Annotated in this window: 16 protein-coding genes; 7 read left to right on the top strand and 9 right to left on the bottom strand. The window is 63.1% G+C overall.

The window, feature by feature from the left end:
- Positions 1 to 95: 95 nt before the first annotated feature.
- Both BUS06_RS09040 and BUS06_RS09035 read right to left on the bottom strand, forming a co-directional pair.
- The gene (locus BUS06_RS09040) at positions 96 to 737 is read right to left on the bottom strand and encodes a CoA transferase subunit B (RefSeq protein ID WP_074263963.1); all 642 of its coding nucleotides are present in this window, start codon (positions 735 to 737) and stop codon (positions 96 to 98) included.
- Positions 738 to 739: 2 nt separating this feature from the next.
- Entirely contained in the window at positions 740 to 1444 is a 705-nt protein-coding gene (locus BUS06_RS09035; protein WP_074263962.1) for a CoA transferase subunit A, read from the bottom strand.
- 287 nt (positions 1445 to 1731) lie between these two features.
- Between BUS06_RS09035 and BUS06_RS09030 the strand changes: the two genes are divergently transcribed.
- Positions 1732 to 2277, top strand: coding sequence for a LuxR C-terminal-related transcriptional regulator (locus BUS06_RS09030; RefSeq protein WP_074263961.1), 546 nt, complete (start codon positions 1732 to 1734; stop codon positions 2275 to 2277).
- A gap of 102 nt (positions 2278 to 2379) precedes the next feature.
- On the opposite strand, the gene BUS06_RS09025 is transcribed toward BUS06_RS09030, so the two are convergent.
- Both BUS06_RS09025 and BUS06_RS09020 read right to left on the bottom strand, forming a co-directional pair.
- Positions 2380 to 2811, bottom strand: coding sequence for an acyl-CoA thioesterase (locus BUS06_RS09025; protein WP_074263960.1), 432 nt, complete (start codon positions 2809 to 2811; stop codon positions 2380 to 2382).
- A 69-nt stretch (positions 2812 to 2880) separates the two neighbouring features.
- A complete protein-coding gene (locus tag BUS06_RS09020; protein ID WP_074263959.1) occupies positions 2881 to 3657 on the bottom strand; it encodes an SDR family oxidoreductase in 777 nt (258 codons plus the stop codon).
- A 210-nt stretch (positions 3658 to 3867) separates the two neighbouring features.
- On the opposite strand from BUS06_RS09020, the gene BUS06_RS09015 reads away from it, so the two are divergent.
- Positions 3868 to 5541, top strand: coding sequence for an electron transfer flavoprotein-ubiquinone oxidoreductase (locus BUS06_RS09015; protein ID WP_074263958.1), 1674 nt, complete (start codon positions 3868 to 3870; stop codon positions 5539 to 5541).
- Between the two features lie 143 nt (positions 5542 to 5684).
- Here the strand turns inward: BUS06_RS09015 and BUS06_RS09010 are convergent, their stop codons facing one another.
- From BUS06_RS09010 to BUS06_RS08995, 4 genes are all read right to left on the bottom strand, one after another.
- Positions 5685 to 7172 carry a tetratricopeptide repeat protein gene (locus tag BUS06_RS09010; RefSeq protein WP_074263957.1) on the bottom strand — a complete coding sequence of 496 codons (1488 nt, stop codon included), beginning with the start codon at positions 7170 to 7172 and terminating at the stop codon, positions 5685 to 5687.
- A gap of 42 nt (positions 7173 to 7214) precedes the next feature.
- Entirely contained in the window at positions 7215 to 8315 is a 1101-nt protein-coding gene (aroC, locus tag BUS06_RS09005; protein WP_074263956.1) for a chorismate synthase, read from the bottom strand.
- Positions 8316 to 8513: 198 nt separating this feature from the next.
- A complete protein-coding gene (locus BUS06_RS09000) occupies positions 8514 to 10451 on the bottom strand; it encodes an MFS transporter (protein WP_074263955.1) in 1938 nt (645 codons plus the stop codon).
- 143 nt (positions 10452 to 10594) lie between these two features.
- Positions 10595 to 11050 carry a CBS domain-containing protein gene (locus BUS06_RS08995; protein ID WP_074263954.1) on the bottom strand — a complete coding sequence of 152 codons (456 nt, stop codon included), beginning with the start codon at positions 11048 to 11050 and terminating at the stop codon, positions 10595 to 10597.
- 271 nt (positions 11051 to 11321) lie between these two features.
- On the opposite strand from BUS06_RS08995, the gene BUS06_RS08990 reads away from it, so the two are divergent.
- From BUS06_RS08990 to BUS06_RS08980, 3 genes are all read left to right on the top strand, one after another.
- Positions 11322 to 12689 (top strand): O-acetylhomoserine aminocarboxypropyltransferase, encoded by a 1368-nt coding sequence (locus tag BUS06_RS08990; protein WP_074263953.1) that lies wholly within the window; start codon positions 11322 to 11324, stop codon positions 12687 to 12689.
- The gene (locus tag BUS06_RS08985) at positions 12686 to 13519 is read left to right on the top strand and encodes an alpha/beta fold hydrolase (RefSeq protein WP_074263952.1); all 834 of its coding nucleotides are present in this window, start codon (positions 12686 to 12688) and stop codon (positions 13517 to 13519) included. The genes BUS06_RS08990 and BUS06_RS08985 overlap by 4 nt, the downstream gene beginning before the upstream one ends.
- A 235-nt stretch (positions 13520 to 13754) precedes the next feature.
- Positions 13755 to 14075 (top strand): Mpo1-like protein, encoded by a 321-nt coding sequence (locus tag BUS06_RS08980; protein ID WP_074263951.1) that lies wholly within the window; start codon positions 13755 to 13757, stop codon positions 14073 to 14075.
- A gap of 16 nt (positions 14076 to 14091) precedes the next feature.
- Here the strand turns inward: BUS06_RS08980 and BUS06_RS08975 are convergent, their stop codons facing one another.
- Complete coding sequence (locus BUS06_RS08975) at positions 14092 to 15408, bottom strand: YihY family inner membrane protein (RefSeq protein ID WP_074263950.1); 1317 nt, start codon at positions 15406 to 15408, stop codon at positions 14092 to 14094.
- A gap of 107 nt (positions 15409 to 15515) precedes the next feature.
- Here BUS06_RS08975 and wrbA point away from each other — a divergent pair, with 107 nt between their 5' ends.
- Both wrbA and BUS06_RS08965 read left to right on the top strand, forming a co-directional pair.
- Positions 15516 to 16118, top strand: coding sequence for an NAD(P)H:quinone oxidoreductase (gene wrbA, locus BUS06_RS08970; RefSeq protein WP_074263949.1), 603 nt, complete (start codon positions 15516 to 15518; stop codon positions 16116 to 16118).
- Positions 16115 to 16510, top strand: a complete 396-nt coding sequence (locus BUS06_RS08965; protein WP_074263948.1) for a DUF2069 domain-containing protein — start codon at positions 16115 to 16117, stop codon at positions 16508 to 16510. Before wrbA ends, BUS06_RS08965 begins: the two co-directional genes overlap by 4 nt.
- The last annotated feature ends 28 nt before the right edge of the window (positions 16511 to 16538 follow it).

The raw sequence follows: 16538 nt of genomic DNA, 5'->3' as shown, positions 1-16538 counted from the left end.
ACTGCATCCTTCGCAGCATTCTTCACATCGGCCGTGCTTCAGCAGGACTCAACTGCAACCCTGCATCCACTCAACCGTGCCGCACACCCGCCCAATCAGCCCACAGCGCTCACATCGAGCGGCGCACCGGTCTTGGCCTTGATCTCATCCACCGTCACGCCCGGCGCCAGCTCCGTCAGCTTCAGACCGTCCGCGGTCACTTCGATCACGCCGAGGTCAGTAATGATCTGATCGACCACGCCCACACCCGTCAGCGGCAGCGTGCATTCCTCGAGGATCTTGTGCTGGTCGCCCTTCGCGACGTGCTCCATCAGCACGACGACGCGCTTGACGCCCGCCACCAGATCCATCGCACCGCCCATGCCCTTGATCATCTTGCCCGGAATCATCCAGTTCGCCAGATCGCCCTTCTTGCTGATCTGCATGGCGCCCAGAATGGCGAGGTTGATGTGGCCGCCGCGAATCATCGCGAACGAGTCCGCCGACGAGAAGATCGACGAACCCGGCAGCGTCGTCACTGTCTGCTTGCCGGCGTTGATGAGGTCAGCATCCACTTCCTCTTCAGTCGGCGACGGGCCGATGCCAAGCAGGCCGTTTTCCGACTGCAGCCACACTTCGACACCCGCCGGCACGTGGTTCGCCACCAGCGTCGGCAAGCCGATGCCGAGGTTCACGTAGAAGCCGTCCTGCAATTCCTTCGCCGCGCGCGCGGCCATTTCGTCACGAGTCCATGCCATGATTACGCTCCTTTCGCGCGGACGATGCGTTGTTCGATGCGTTTCTCCGGATGCGCATTGAGCACAATGCGCTGCACGAAGATGCCCGGCGTATGGATGGCGTCCGGATCGAGCTCGCCCACTTCCACGATTTCCTCGACTTCCGCCACGGTGATCTTGCCCGCCATCGCGCACATCGGGTTGAAGTTGCGCGCCGTGCGGCGATAGATCAGGTTGCCCGATTTGTCGGCCTTCCACGCCTTGACGAGCGCGACGTCGGCCGTCAGCGAATGCTCCAGCACGTAATGGTTTTCGCCGAACTGGCGGGTTTCCTTGCCCTCGGCAATCAACGTGCCGTAGCCGGTGTTGGTGAAGAACGCTGGAATGCCCGAGCCGCCCGCGCGCAGCTTCTCGGCAAGCGTGCCTTGCGGCGTGAATTCGAGCTCGAGTTCGCCGGCCAGGTATTGGCGCTCGAACTCCTTGTTTTCGCCCACATACGACGAGATCATCTTCTTGACCTGGCGTGTTTCGAGCAGCAGGCCAAGGCCGAAACCGTCCACACCCGCGTTATTGCTGATGCAGGTGATGCCTTTGACGCCCGAATCGCGCAGCGCCGAGATAAGCGCCTCAGGGATGCCGCACAGGCCAAAGCCGCCGACGGCGAATGTCTGGCCGTCCTTGACGATGTCCTTGAGCGCGGTAGCCGCGTCTGGATAGACCTTGTTCATCAGTGTGTCCCTTCCTTTATGGAAACCCGAAAATCCGGTACGCCGGCCGCCGGATTGGTGCGATGCGTGGTGATGCGTGGTGATGCGGGTTGAGCCCAGAACGTCATTCTAGTCATCCGCAGCCAGCCTTGCGTCGACATCGCACAGCCGGCCCGGCAGACCCTTCACCCGCGGCCTCGCTGCAGCCGTATGATTTGCCCGAAAGGGTACGATGCGCGGGCCATACGGCACAATACGCAAAAATACATAAGTGATTTTCCGCTTCCGCACCTGCTTGCGCACCTTTCATGCCCGCACTGGATTACCAAACCGCCTTCCACCTCGCGCCGATCGGCCTCGTGCTGTCGCGCGAGCGCTTCATTGAAGACTGCAACGACCAGTTGGCGTCGATCTTCGGCTGTCCGCGCGAGTCGCTGCTGGGGCAGTCGTTTCAGGTGCTGTACCCGTCGGCGGACGAGTTCGAGCGGATTGGCGAACGCATTCCGCCCATCATGACCGCGCACGGCAGCTACGCCGACGACCGGATCATGAGGCGCGCCAATGGGGAATTGTTCTGGTGTCACGTGACGGGCCGCTCGCTCGAGCGCGCTAACCCGCATGCCGCGGGCGTGTGGACTTTCGAGGATCTGAGCGCGACACGGCGCGTCGCTATCGAGCTGACTCCGCGCGAGCGGGAAATCGCCGCGCAACTGGTGACGGGCAAGACCAGCAAGCAGATTGGGCGCGTGCTGGACATCAGCTCACGCACGGTGGACGTCTACCGGGCGCGGCTGATGCGTAAATACGATACGGGCAATGCGACGGAACTGCTGCAGAGGCTGCTCGGGCATTGACGGTTGCGCAAGAGCTTGCAGCAGGTTCGCTACATGGAGCCGCTCTGCACGAAACCGGACGAATGCGCTAAAACGCGAACTCTGGCCGACAGCGGAGCCGCCTCAAACCGGCTTGACGAGCACCGCGTTTTCGATAGTCGAGCGCAGCAGATCGGGAATCGGCGCCGACTTGCCCGCCGCGTAGTCGATCCACACGCAACGCGCGGCGCCCCGTGCATAGACGGTCGACGGGTCATCGGCGCGCCTCAGTTCGAAACCGGTGTCGAAACTGCTGCGGCCTGGTGTGCCGACCGACATCCGGCCAATCACGTCGCCAGGATAATGGAGCTGCTTGAGGAACTCCATCGATGCGTTGACGATCACTGGCCCCTGCCCTTCCTCATTGCCGCCGAGAATACCCAGTTGCTCGAACCAGGAAATCCGCACCTGCTCCATGTAGCGGAAATAGACCGTGTTGTTCACATGGCCGAATGCGTCCATGTCGCCCCAGCGGATCGGCATGGACATTTCAAAAACGGGGTGGTGTTCGCTCATCGTACTTTTTCTACAGGTTGAAACGGGGCGCGGTTCTTAGACACAACTGAGGCTCAAACCCACGCCCAATCAGGAAAGCCCAAAGCCATCGTCGGCGGAAATGATCGAGCCGTTGATGAATTGTGATTCATCAGCGGCCAGCAAAAGCAGCAAGCCGTCGAGATCTTCAGGCTGACCGACACGGTGACGCGGCAGCATCGAAACCAGCTTCTGCCCCTGGTCGGTGGACCAGTGGTGATGATTGATTTCGGTGTCGATATAGCCCGGGCAGATCGCGTTCACGTTGATGCCGTGGCGTCCCCATTCCTGCGCCATCGCCTTCGTCATATGAACGACCGCGGCCTTGCTCATCGAGTAGAGGCCAATCTGCGGCAACACACGCAGACCCGCCACCGAAGCGATATTGATGATCCGGTACGACGGCTTCTGACCGCCGTTGCCACGCATGATCATGCGCTTGGCGACTTCCTGGGCCACGAAGAACGCGCCGCGCGTGTTCGTGTCGAACACGTATTCGAAATCGGCGGGCGTGACTTCCGCTAGCTTCTGCGTGGTCGAGACGCCCGAGTTATTCACCAGAATATCGATGGTGCCCGCCTCCGTCTCGGCATGCGCCACGGCCGACTTGATGCTCTGGTAATCGGTGACGTCGAGCGACACCACGTGCGCAGCGCCGCCGGAGGCTTCGATTTCGGCGCGCAATTCTTTCAGGCGTTCGGTGCGGCGGCTGGCCAGCACGACCTTCGCGCCAGCCTGCGACAGCACCTGAGCGAAGCGTTTGCCCAGCCCGCTCGAGGCGCCCGTAATCAGCGCAACCTTGCCTTCCAGATTGATCGAACGGCCCATTGTGTTTACCTTGTTCGGTTGGGGTTACACGCGCGGCGAGGCCGCGGAACTTCGTGAATACCTGGGGCATACCCGGTGAAACGCCGGGCCGCTACCGTATCACATAAATAGAACGATCGTGCTAATCTTTATTCATTGGGTTGCGGCGCCGGAACCGTTCGCCCACAATACGATCCCGAAAAAAGCATTCTAACGGTAAGAGGAGCATCAATGACCCCCGCAAGTCTCATTGAGCAGTACGGCCCGCGCGAGTCGATGGAATACGACGTGGTGATCGTCGGCGGCGGCCCCGCTGGCCTGTCCGCGGCGATCCGTCTGAAGCAGCTGGCAGCGGAAAAAGGCGTCGAAATCGGCGTCTGCGTACTGGAAAAGGGCTCGGAGATCGGGGCGCACATCCTCTCCGGCGCGGTCATGGACCCTCGCGCGCTGAACGAACTGATCCCCGACTGGAAGGAAAAAGGCGCGCCTTTGGACGTTGAAGTGACCGAAGACCGCTTCCTGTTTCTCTCCGAAAGCGGTTCGAAGAGCGTGCCCAACTGGGCGCTGCCTGACAACTTCAAGAATCACGGCAACTACGTTATCAGCCTCGCGAACGTCACGCGGTGGCTCGGCCAGCAGGCCGAGGCGCTGGGTGTGGAGATTTTCCCGGGCTTTCCGGCGGCCGAGGTTCTGTACAACGACGACGGCTCGGTCAAAGGTGTCGCCACCGGCAACCTGGGTATCGGCAAGGACGGCCAGCCGACCGAGAATTTCCAGCTCGGCATGGAACTGCACGCGAAGTACACGCTGTTCTGCGAAGGCGCGCGCGGCCATCTGGGGCGGCAGTTGCAGGATAAATTCAAACTGCGCGACGGCGCCGATCCGCAGGTCTACGGTATCGGCATCAAGGAACTGTGGGAAATCGATCCGGCCAAGCACAAGCCGGGTCTGGTGATCCATACGGCAGGCTGGCCTCTCGAATCCGACACCTACGGTGGCTCGTTCCTCTATCACCTGGACAACAACCAGGTGATGGTCGGCTTCGTGGTGGGCCTCGGCTATACCAATCCGTACCTGTCGCCGTTCGAGGAATTCCAGCGCTACAAGACGCATCCGTCGATCCGCGCGTTCCTCGATGGCGGCAAGCGCGTCTCCTACGGTGCACGCGCGATCACCGCCGGCGGCCTGCTGTCGCTGCCGAAGCTGGTGTTCCCGGGTGGGGCCCTGGTGGGCGACGACGCGGGCTTCCTGAACGCCTCGCGCATCAAGGGTTCGCACGCCGCGATCAAGACCGGCATGCTGGCCGCCGACGCCGCGTTCGATGCCGTGCAGGCCGGCCGCACGAGCGATGAACTCACGGCGTATCCGGAGGCGTTCAAAACCTCCTGGCTGCACACGGAGTTGTACCGCGCACGCAACTTCAAGCAGTGGATGAGCAAGGGCCTGTACCTGGGCACGCTGATGGTGGGCATCGAGCAGAAGCTACTGAGCGGCAATGTGCCGTGGACTCTGCACCACCAGCATTGGGACCACGAGATGCTAAAACCGGCGTCGCAGTGCAAGCCGATCGTGTATCCGAAGCCGGATGGCAAGCTGACGTTCGACCGGCTGTCCTCGGTGTTCATCTCGAACACCAATCACGAGGAGAACCAGCCGGCCCACCTGACGCTGAAAGATCCAAGCGTGCCGGTGAACGTGAACCTGAGCACGTATGCGGGGCCGGAATCGCGGTATTGCCCGGCAGCGGTGTATGAGTTCGTGAAGAACGACGATGGCAGCGAGCGTCTGGTGATCAATGCGCAGAACTGCGTGCACTGCAAGACCTGTGATATCAAGGACCCGACGCAGAATATCGTGTGGGTCACGCCAGAAGGCGGCGGTGGGCCGAACTATCCGAATATGTGATGCGACTGGTGGCGCTGGGGTGTTAGCACATTAGCGCGGAGTCACAGGACGCAAAAGCGCCGCTCGCCATGATGGATGAGCGGCGTTTTTTTTCGTCTGCGGGGTTGGGGCTTGCTGAAACGCTGTAACGATACCGCCCCGGTTCAATGCCTTGGCAACCGTACCAGCGCTTCCAGTCTCTCGCGTACGCTCGCCAGCACAGGCGCCCACGCACCGATCGCCGGCTGACGAAACAGCTCGACCGAGTCATACCATGGCGTGCGTTGCGTCGTTTGGTCGCCCCAAAACCACGCCGACACATGATCGATCATCAGACACGTCGGCACACCAAGCGCGCCGGCCAGATGAGCAGGACCGCTGTCGATGGTCACGACAAGGTCTAGATTGGCGAGTAGCGCCGCGACGTCATCGAAACCAGCCTCGAAATGCGGCGTGGGATCGACAATCTGAATGCCGTGCTCGCGCCATTGCTCGATCGTCGCAGAACGCCCTGGCGACAGCGCGAACCAGGTGATGCCTGGCACCATCAGGAGCGGCTCCAGCTGGTCGACTGGCACCGAGCGGCGCGCATCACGAATGTGCTGCGGATTGCCGTTCCACACCAGCCCGACTTTAGGCCCACCACTCACTGCCGTCTGCCCGACACGCTCGCGCCACAGCCCGGCGCGAGCCGAGTCGGCACTCAGATAGGGGCGTCCCCAGCCTGCCGAATCGAAGATGCCGAGCCGTAACGGCAAGCTCATCAGCCCACAGTGGAAATCCGGCTGGGTGATGAGGCTGGTTTCGAGCGCCACATCGGAGGGCAACATGCGCTCGAACAGGTGCCGCAGCGGCCCGTCGTGGCCAAAGATCACCCGGCCGCCCTCGCGCCGTGCCCGCTCAGCGAGCAGCGGCAAAAAGCGCACGGCCCACAGGCAATCGCCGTTGCCTTGCTCGCCGTACACGATCAGCGTCTTGCCGGCCAACGACTCACCCTGCCAGTAGCTGCTGATCTCGGCGAGCGCACGATGTGCGTCGTTCAGGTCGTCGCCAAATGCGATGCGTGATTCGTAGTTTGCCCAGCCGTCGTCATAGCGGCCGGAGCGTATTTCCAGCTCCGACAGATCGAACGTCGCGTGCGCGTTGTTCGGCGACAGTTCGAGCACACGCCGCAACAGTGTCTCGGCTTCGGCAAAGCGAGCCTGTTCCTTGATGCACAACGCGAGCTTGTGCAGCGCGACCGGATTACCCGGCACCACCCGCACGGCCTCGCGCAACAGACGCTCAGCTTCGTCGAAATCGTCGCGTTGCTGGATGGCGGCGGCGCGCCAGACGAGCGCGTTAGCATCTTCCGCGTTGCGCGCAAGCAGCAACGACGTCGCCGAGTCGACCAAAGGCCAGTCGCGCAGCATAAATCCGGTTTGAGCAATGATGTGAAGCAGCGTCGGATCGCAAGCGGGATCGAGCTGATAGGCCTGCACCAGTGCGACAAGCGCTTCGCGCTGCTGGTCCCGGTTACGCCCTGCCGCCTGCAGCAAGGCTTGGCCGAACGCCAGCCAGTCCGTGGCGCTCGCTTGCGGCGTGGTGACTCGCGCACGCAACTGCGACAGCGCGTCCGCGCCGTCGGCTGCACGGGGATTCGGGTCGATCATTGCGGAATTCCGACACAGACGATAAGTCGCGCGGAACGCGACTTACGGCGCGCTCGCCGCGATCTTCGGCGTAGTAACGACCACATCACCGCACTGCGCGCGATGGCGCAGCGCATGGTCGATCAGCACCAGCGCCAGCATCGACTCGGCGATAGGCGTCGCACGAATACCGACGCAAGGATCATGACGCCCAAAGGTCTCGACGATGGCCGGTTGCCCAGCCTTGTCGATGGAGCGCCGCGGCGTACGGATACTCGAGGTCGGCTTGATGGCGATCGATACCGTGATGTCCTGCCCCGTCGAAATCCCGCCGAGCACGCCGCCCGCGTGATTGCCGACAAAGCCTTCCGGAGTCAGTTCGTCGCCATGCACCGAGCCGCGCTGGGCGACGCTGGCAAAGCCCGCACCGATCTCGACGCCCTTCACCGCATTGATGCCCATCATGGCATGCGCGATATCGGCGTCGAGGCGGTCGAACAGCGGCTCGCCGAGCCCGACCGGCACGCCCGAGGCAACCACGTTGATGCGCGCGCCGATCGAATCGCCATCCTTGCGCAGCGCGTCCATGTACTCTTCGAGCTGCGGCACCACCTCGGCGTTCGCCGCGAAGAACGGGTTTTCGCGCACGTGCGACCAGTCGACAAACGGCACTTCGATCTCACCAAGCGTCGCCATGTAGCCGCGAATCTCGGTGCCGAAGTGCTCGCGCAGCCACTTCTTGGCCACGGCGCCAGCCGCAACAGTAGGCGCCGTCAGACGCGCCGACGAACGGCCGCCGCCACGATAGTCGCGGATACCGAATTTCTGCCAGTAGGTGTAATCAGCATGGCCCGGACGGAACGTATCCGCGATGTTGCCGTAGTCCTTGCTGCGCTGGTCCGTGTTGCGAATCAGGAGCGCAATCGGCGCACCGGTGGTGACGCCTTCGAACACGCCCGACAGGATCTCGACCTTGTCCTCTTCCTTGCGCTGCGTGACGTGACGCGAGGTGCCCGGCTTGCGGCGGTCCAGTTCGACCTGGATATCTTCTTCGACCAGCGTCATTCCCGGCGGGCAACCGTCGATCACACAGCCGATAGCGGGACCATGCGATTCGCCAAAGGTCGTGACAGTGAAAAGCGTACCAAGCGTATTGCCGGACATGAGCGTCGTCCAAAGAGATGCGGGGAAACCGCTATTATGCCAGCCTCGTCTAAGGCGAGGGCCGCACCAGACGGGCGTTGGCCGAACGGACAAGTGACGGCGGCCCACGCAAGTCGCCGCCCGCCACGCGGGTCGGCGCGCGCTAGCGAGGCACAGCACAGCACAGCACAGCAACTCAGGGTAGCAGAGCAGCAGTCCCTACTTCCGCGCCCCGCGCAACTCCGTCACGATCTGCTGCAGCCCCTCCGGCGTCACCTGCGCCGGATCGAGCGGCTCGCCGACCGCCAGCGTCAGCCGGCTCATCACACCTTTTTGCACCGGTCGCGGCCAGCGCGTCTCGGCGCCACGTGAAAACACGCTGCCCCACAGCCCGCGCAGGGCCATCGGCACCACCGGCGCCGGCGTGCGACGGATGATCTCGGTCACGCCATGACGGAACGGGTTCAGATCACCGGTCCTGGTCAGCTTGCCTTCCGGGAAAATGCACACCAGGTCACCCTCAGCGAGCGCCCGCGCGCAGGCTTCATAGGCCCGCGTTAGCATTTCCGGGTCCTCGTGCGACGGCGCGATCGGAATAGCCTTCGCGTGACGAAACACCCAGCCGGCAAACGGCGACCTGAAGATGTGGTGATCCATCACGAAGCGGATCGGACGCGGGCTTTCGGCCATGATGACGATCGCGTCCACATAGCTCACGTGATTGCACACCAGCACCGCCGCGCCCTCCTCCGGAATGCGCTCGGCATGCACGAGCCGGATCCGGTAGAACGTATGCACCAGCACCCATGCGATAAAGCGCAGCAGGAATTCCGGCACCAGCGAGTAGATGTAGGTGGCCACCACGATGTTGAGCAGGGCAGTCACCAGGAAAAGACCCGGAATGCTGACGCCCGCGGTGGTCAAGGCCATCGCCATCAGCGCCGAGACGATCATGAACAGCGAGTTGAGAATATTGTTGGCTGCGATGATGCGTGCACGATGGCTCGGCTGGCTGCGGCTCTGGATCAGCGCATACAGCGGCACGCTATAAAGGCCGCCGAACACGGCGAGCAGGAACAGATCGGCAAGCACGCGCCAGTTGGCGGGCATCGTGAGGAATTCGCCGACGCTCAGCAAATGCGCTGCCGGCGGTAACGCGTGGCTTGCAAAGAACAGATCAATGGCGAACACGCTCATACCGATCGAGCCGAGCGGCACGAGGCCGATTTCGATGCGTCGCTTCGAGAGCCGTTCGCACATTAGCGAACCGAGCCCGATGCCGATGGAAAACGTGCCGAGCAGCACGGTGACGACATCGGGATTGGCCGACAGCACGTCCTTGGCAAAATTGAAAAACGACGACAGAAACGTCGCGCCGACAAACCACAGCCACGAAATACCCAGCAGGCTCAGAAACACCGTGCGGTTTTCGTGGGCGATTTTCAGATTGCGCCACGTTTCGCTGACCGGATTCCAGTTGATCTGCAGATCGGGCTGCGGCGCCGGCGTAGCGGGCACAAACATGGACACGACGCGCCCCACCAGCGCAATCCCGACGCAGGCGCAGGCCAGCACCACGGCGCCATGTTCGACGAAGCCCGCCGCTTCTCCGCCGATAATCGTGCCGATCAGGATCGCGACGAAGGTGCCCATTTCGACCATGCCGTTGCCGCCGACCAGTTCCGTTTTCGCCAGATGCTGGGGCAGGTACGAATACTTGACCGGGCCGAACACGGTGGAATGGACACCCATCAGAAACGTGCACAGATACAGCAGCGGCGCGCTATGCAGCCAGAAACCCGTGCCGCCGATCAGCATCACAGCGATCTCGAACGTCTTCACAAAGCGCGTCAGCATCGCCTTGTCGTACTTGTCCGCGATCTGGCCGGAGGTGGCCGACAACAGCACGAACGGAAGGATGAAGATCGCCGAGATCAGGAACGCCGCGGTCTTCGCATCGACCCCGGAAAAGCGCGCCGTCTGATACGTTACGAGCGACGTAAAGCCGATCTTGAACACGTTGTCGTTCATGGCGCCCAGGAACTGGGTCCAGAAAAACGGCGCAAAGCGTCGCTCGCTGAGCAGGCGGAACTGGGATTCGTGTGCGTCGCTAGTGCGGGTTGCGCGGCGGGCGGCGGGTATCGGACGATCGCTCATGTAGTTGGGAAATAGGAGAAAGGACCGCGCGGATGCAAAAAAGGCGCGCGCTTTCGCGCACGCCCCTGGACCTATACCTCAGGCTTGTGGCAACTTGATGGCCGCTGCGACCGGACCCGGCCAACACGGTCATCGCCGGGCATTTAGCCCGTCTGTTGCTCCCGCTCTTCCGGCCAGTCGCGGATATAGGCCTTGAGCATGCGGTTTTCGAAGCCCTGCTCCTCGACCACGGCCTTTGCCACGTCGTAGAACGAGATCACGCCCATCAGCGTGCGGCTCTCCATGACCGGCAGATAGCGCACGTGGTGCTCGAGCATCATGCGGCGCACTTCGTTCACATCCGTTTCCGGCGTGCACGTGAGCGGATGGTCGTCCATGACCTTACGGATAGTCGCGGTGCCGACGCTGCCGTGATGTTTGCTGAGTGTCAGGATGATTTCCCGGAACGTCAGCATGCCGACCAGATCGCCATATTCCATGACTACCAGCGAGCCGATGTCGTGCTCGGCCATCGCATTGACTGCGTCGAGCAGCGGCGTATCCGGCGTGACGGTAAACAGGGTATTGCCCTTGACCTTGAGAATGTCGCTGACTCGCATGATTGTCTCCTTTGTCGACCGGGGTTAGCGCTTTGGCGCCTACTCGCGGTCCCATGCACGGGTGATTGCGGAATCTGGTGAAGCCGTTAATACATGACTGATTTCGATCCTAGCGGAAAGGCCTGTAAAAGGAAAGCGGGCCGCCCACCAAGGCGGGACGGGCGTGGCAGCGCCCCATACAGGGAAAATCGGACTTGAAGCCGTCAACCCCGATGATACGATGCCTCCACTTTGACCCTTCGCGGAGCTGCCCGTGGCTCCGCCGCCCAGGATGTCCGCCAACCGTTTCGATACGCTTGCGCTGCATGCCGGCGCAGCCCCCGATCCCACGACCGGTGCGCGCGCCACGCCGATCTACCAGACCACCTCGTTCTCGTTCCGCGACACCGACCACGCCGCCGCGCTGTTCAACATGGAACGCGCCGGCCACGTGTATTCGCGGATTTCGAACCCGACCGTGGCCGTCTTCGAAGAGCGCGTCGCCGCGCTGGAAAACGGCGCCGGCGCGATCGGCACGGCCAGCGGCCAGGCCGCGCTGCATCTGGCGATCGCCACGCTAATGGGCGCCGGCGCACACATCGTCGCGTCTGGCGCCCTGTATGGCGGCTCGCACAATCTGCTGAACTACACGCTGCGCCGCTTCGGCATCGAAACGACTTTCGTCAAACCCGGCGATCTGGACGGCTGGCGCGCCGCGCTGCGCCCGAACACCCGCCTGCTGTTCGGCGAAACCCTAGGCAATCCCGGGCTCGACGTGCTGGATATTGCCGCGGTCGCCGGGATCGCGCATGAGCACCGCGTACCGCTGCTGGTCGATTCGACCTTTACGACGCCGTACCTGCTCAAGCCCTTCGAGCATGGCGCGGATTTCGTCTACCACTCGGCGACCAAGTTCCTCGGCGGTCACGGCACTACCATCGGCGGTGTGCTGGTTGACGGCGGGACCTTCGACTTCGACGCGTCCGGACGCTTTCCCGAGTTCACCGAACCGTATGAGGGTTTCCACGGCATGGTGTTCGCCGAGGAAAGCACCGTTGCCCCCTTCCTGCTGCGCGCCCGCCGCGAAGGGCTACGTGACTTCGGCGCGTGTCTGCATCCGCAAGCCGCCTGGCAACTGCTGCAGGGGATCGAAACGCTGCCGCTGCGTATGGACCGGCACGTTTCGAACACCCGCAAAGTGGTCGAATTTCTCGCTGCCCACGCCGCGGTCGAATCCGTCGCGTATCCCGAACTGGACTCGCACCCGGATCACGCGCTCGCCATGCGCCTGCTGCCACGCGGCGCTGGCGCCGTGTTCAGCTTCAACCTGCGTGGCGACCGTGCCGCCGGACGGCGCTTCATCGAAGCGCTCTCGCTGTTCTCGCATCTGGCGAACGTCGGCGACGCCCGTTCGCTGGTGATCCATCCCGCCTCTACCACCCATTTCCGCATGGACGCCGCCGCACTCGCCGCGGCGGGCATCGCCGAGGGCACCATCCGCCTGTCGATTGGCCTCGAGGATCCGGACGATCTGATCGACGACCTCAAGCGCGCACTCAAGGCCGCGCAGAAGCCCACCAGCGGCAGCGCCGCCAAACCAAAGAACAGTCCCCAAGGCTCCGGCAACCCCAGCGGCGGCGCACCCAGGGAGTCCGCATGATCCTCGAGGTCCAGAACAAGGCGGCCTACGCGTACACCGGCGGCAAACCGTTCGACTGCAGCCTGCCTTGCGCGGTGTTCATCCATGGCGCCGAGCACGACCACAGCGTGTGGGCGCTGCAAACCCGTTACTTCGCGCATCACGGCTTCAGTGTGCTGGCCGTCGACCTGCCGGGCCATCATCGCAGCGCTGGCCCCGCGCTCACCGATATCGCCTCCATGGCCGACTGGCTCGCCGCGCTGCTGGACGCAGCCGGCGTGGCACGCGCCTGCGTGATTGGCCACAGCATGGGCTCGCTCGTCGCGCTCGAATTTGCCGCGCGCTATCCGGAACGTGCGAGCGGTCTCGCGCTGGTCGCCACTGCCGTGCCGATGGCCGTCTCCGACGCCCTGCTCGACGCCGCGCTCAACCGCGAGCCGGAGGCGATCGGCATGGTCAATCAATGGTCGCATTCGACGCTGGCCGCGAAACCATCCTGCCCCGGCCCGGGCTTCTGGCTGCACGGCATGAACCAGCGGCTGATGGAGCGGCTATCGGCCAAAGGCGAACCCGGTTTGTTCCACACCGACTTCACGGCCTGCAATGCCTACGCCGATGGCCTTGCACGCGCAGCCCAGGTGCGCTGCCCGGTACAGCTGATCGTGGGACGGCGCGACGCCATGACGCCGCCGCGCGCCACGAAAGCGCTCGCTCAGGCTTTTGCAGAAGCCGGTGCAACGGTCGCCACGGTAATGCTCGATGCCGGCCACGCGCTGATGACCGAGCAACCGGACGCAACGCTGGACGCGCTGTTCAGTTTTGCGTCGGGCCTCGACAGCCAATCCGCATAAAGCTATGCAGTTCCGCTCAATCGCTTCTGTAAGCTCGACAATAGCGCCGCCCGGCGGCGCGCACCATCGGCCGAATGGCCAGGTTGCGCGCATCCGCCGATAGCCGCACAATGATTCAGGCCCATCCGGTTTCAGGCGCACAAACGATGCACTTGTCGCTGGCCGGGTTCGCCATGCCGCATAAACGGGCATGGCGGGGGATGGACCACAAGAGAGCAGCGAAACGGAGGCCAAGATGTCTCAAACCGCTCATACCGAACGCTTCGCGAATTTCGCGGAGTTTTATCCGTTTTACCTCGAGGAGCATCGCAACGTTGTTTCGCGGCGCCTGCACTTTGTCGGCTCGCTGGGCGTGATCGGCTGTCTGGCCATGGCATTAGCCACCGGCGATTGGCTGTGGTTGCCGGCTGCGCTCGTCAGTGGCTATGGGTGTGCATGGATCGGGCATTTCTTCTTCGAGAAGAACCGCCCGGCCACATTCCGGCACCCCGTCTACAGCCTGATGGGCGACTGGGTGATGTTCAAGGATATCTGCGTCGGGAAGATTTCCCTTTAGCGCAAAGGCATGCCGTTCACGCCGTCTGATGCGGCATTGACGAATTCCGTCCCTCGGCTTCGGCCGCTGCCCGCACGGCACGCGCTGAGGCCCGCAGGGCGAGCAGTGACGCGAGCGACACACTCAGCTTGTCGTTCTCCAGCGCCGCGAGCAACGTCGCGCCGTCCACCCGCGTGGACTCCAGATTGAGCTGATATTCGAGCTCCGCGCGATCGATCACGAACAGGTCGAAAAGCCGTTCCACTGTCACCTGGGCGGGATTGGCCAGCAGCAGGAAACGCGGGCGCGAGCCGTCTTCCTGCAGACGCGCGATCCACTCGATCTCCTCGAGCGTATCAATCAAATGGGTGGTCGTATCCATATCCCGGCGCAGCATGCGCGCGAGATCCTGCAACGTGTACCCAGGCTTGCCCGCTTCGCGCGCCTCGGAAAGCCGCGCGAGCATTTCGAGCGCATCGAACAGATTGCTGCCCGCAAAGCGCGGCCGGTGAAACTGCCCTATGCGGATCGCCGGTAGCGCCGACGCCACCATCGCCCCCGCCAGCGTGATGAACCAGCTCAGGTACATCCACAGCAGGAACATCGGCACCGCCGCAAACGCGCCATACACCGCCGTATAGGTCGGAATGCGCCGGATGTAATAGCCGAAGCCACGTTTCGCCAGTTCGAATGCGATGGCCGCGCCCAGGCCGCCAACCACTGCATCGCGCCACTCCACCCGGCAATTCGGCAGATACACGTAGAGCATGGTGAAAGCGAGCACCGTAAGCGGCAGCGCTGCTCCGGTCAGCGCCCAATCGATCAGCGGCGTGATGTGCTGCGCGGCGCTGAACGCCATCGAGCGTGTGAACAGATACGAAGAAATCGACAGGCTCACGCCAATCAGGATCGGCCCCAGCGTGATGACGGCCCAGTAGACCAGTACCCGCTGCGCAAAGGGCCGCGGCTTGCGCACCCGCCAGATCACATTGAACGCGGATTCGACGGTCATCATCGTCATCACCGAAGTGACGAACAGGACGATCATGCCCATCGTCGTCAGGCCCTTGGCCTTGGCCGCGAATTCGTTGAGGTACCTGAAAATCTGGTCGTTGATCTGCGACGGCATCAGATGGTCGGCCAGAAAACCCTGCAGCGACATCTGGAACGAACCGAAGATCGGGAACGCGGTGAACAAGGCGAACGCCACCGTCGCAAGCGGCACGAGCGAGAGCATGGTGGTGAACGTCAGACTGCCGGCCACCTGGGGAATGCGATCTTCGCTGCTGCGCTTCGCGGCGAATTGCGCGAGACGTTTAAGCGTATCGAGGTCGAAACGCACCCTGGACAACAAACCCTGCCTCCTTGCTTCATGAACCGTGTAGGGCTCGCGCCGGTTGCCCGCGAGCCGCCTGTGCTGCGGACCCAACCCCTATAATACCTGCTCACTCGATCAGGCCTATGAAAGACATTCTCGTGCTCTATTACAGCCGTTACGGCGCCACGCGCGAGCTCGCGCTGGCGATCGCGCACGGCGTCGACAGCGTCCCCGGCATGCAGGCGCGCGTGCGCACCGTGCCGCCCGTCTCGACCGTCTGCGAGGCGACCCAGCCCGATATTCCGGCGGAAGGCCCGCCCTACGTCGAGCTGCGCGATCTGGAAGAATGCGCGGGCCTCGCGCTCGGATCGCCGACCCGCTTCGGCAATATGGCCGCTGCACTCAAATACTTTCTCGACGGCACCACACCGCAGTGGCTATCCGGCGCCTTGGCCGGCAAGCCGGCCTGCGTGTTCACGTCCACGGGCAGTTTGCACGGCGGCCAGGAATCCACGCTGTTATCGATGATGTTGCCGCTTCTGCATCACGGCATGCTGATCGTCGGCATCCCGTATACCGAGACCACGCTGACCACCACGCTGACGGGCGGCACGCCCTACGGCGCATCGCATTTCGCGCGGGCCGATTCTGCGGAACACGGTATTTCCGCAGATGAGAAAACGCTTGCCGTCGCGCTCGGGGCACGCGTCGCACGCACGGCCGCCGCCATGAGCGAACGTCCGTGAGCACGCCCGATTCAGTTTCGACGCCCGCGCGGCGGCGCGGTGCGGCGCTCGGCTCAGCAGCGGCCCTGATCGCGCTGATCGTGCTTTCGGTCGCATGGGAATGGTGGCTTGCGCCGCTGCGTCCGGGCGGCACCGCGCTCGTTCTCAAAGCCATACCGCTGCTGCTCGCCCTGCCCGGCGTGCTGCGCCAACGGCTTTACACGCTGCAATGGGCGTCGATGCTGATCCTGCTGTATTTCGCCGAAGGGATTGTGCGCGGCTGGAGCGAGCGCGGCCTCTCCGCTCAGCTCGGCTGGCTCGAAACGTTGCTTGCTGTCGTTTTCTTCGTTTGCGCGCTGGCGTATGTCGGCCCGTTCAAACGGGCGGCAAAGCGTGCGAAACGGGCCGCATAAAGCCATGCACCTATGCCGCCTGTCCGAT

This window comes from Paraburkholderia phenazinium, from assembly GCF_900141745.1.
GTDB classification, from domain to species: domain Bacteria; phylum Pseudomonadota; class Gammaproteobacteria; order Burkholderiales; family Burkholderiaceae; genus Paraburkholderia; species Paraburkholderia phenazinium_B.
Note: the sequence above shows the minus strand (reverse complement) of the source record. Positions and strands in the feature narration are given on the sequence as shown.

Excerpts from the sequence above, each read along its gene's own strand:
- aroC (WP_074263956.1), bottom strand. The coding sequence starts at position 8,315 with ATGTCCGGCAATACGCTTGGTACGCTTTTCACTGTCACGACCTTTGGC.
- wrbA (WP_074263949.1), top strand. The coding sequence starts at position 15,516 with ATGAAAGACATTCTCGTGCTCTATTACAGCCGTTACGGCGCCACGCGC.
- BUS06_RS09015 (WP_074263958.1), top strand. The coding sequence starts at position 3,868 with ATGACCCCCGCAAGTCTCATTGAGCAGTACGGCCCGCGCGAGTCGATG.
- BUS06_RS09030 (WP_074263961.1), top strand. The coding sequence starts at position 1,732 with ATGCCCGCACTGGATTACCAAACCGCCTTCCACCTCGCGCCGATCGGC.
- BUS06_RS09035 (WP_074263962.1), bottom strand. The coding sequence starts at position 1,444 with ATGAACAAGGTCTATCCAGACGCGGCTACCGCGCTCAAGGACATCGTC.
- BUS06_RS08995 (WP_074263954.1), bottom strand. The coding sequence starts at position 11,050 with ATGCGAGTCAGCGACATTCTCAAGGTCAAGGGCAATACCCTGTTTACC.
- BUS06_RS09020 (WP_074263959.1), bottom strand. The coding sequence starts at position 3,657 with ATGGGCCGTTCGATCAATCTGGAAGGCAAGGTTGCGCTGATTACGGGC.
- BUS06_RS08990 (WP_074263953.1), top strand. The coding sequence starts at position 11,322 with ATGTCCGCCAACCGTTTCGATACGCTTGCGCTGCATGCCGGCGCAGCC.
- BUS06_RS08985 (WP_074263952.1), top strand. The coding sequence starts at position 12,686 with ATGATCCTCGAGGTCCAGAACAAGGCGGCCTACGCGTACACCGGCGGC.
- BUS06_RS08980 (WP_074263951.1), top strand. The coding sequence starts at position 13,755 with ATGTCTCAAACCGCTCATACCGAACGCTTCGCGAATTTCGCGGAGTTT.
- BUS06_RS09040 (WP_074263963.1), bottom strand. The coding sequence starts at position 737 with ATGGCATGGACTCGTGACGAAATGGCCGCGCGCGCGGCGAAGGAATTG.
- BUS06_RS09010 (WP_074263957.1), bottom strand. The coding sequence starts at position 7,172 with ATGATCGACCCGAATCCCCGTGCAGCCGACGGCGCGGACGCGCTGTCG.
- BUS06_RS09025 (WP_074263960.1), bottom strand. The coding sequence starts at position 2,811 with ATGAGCGAACACCACCCCGTTTTTGAAATGTCCATGCCGATCCGCTGG.
- BUS06_RS09000 (WP_074263955.1), bottom strand. The coding sequence starts at position 10,451 with ATGAGCGATCGTCCGATACCCGCCGCCCGCCGCGCAACCCGCACTAGC.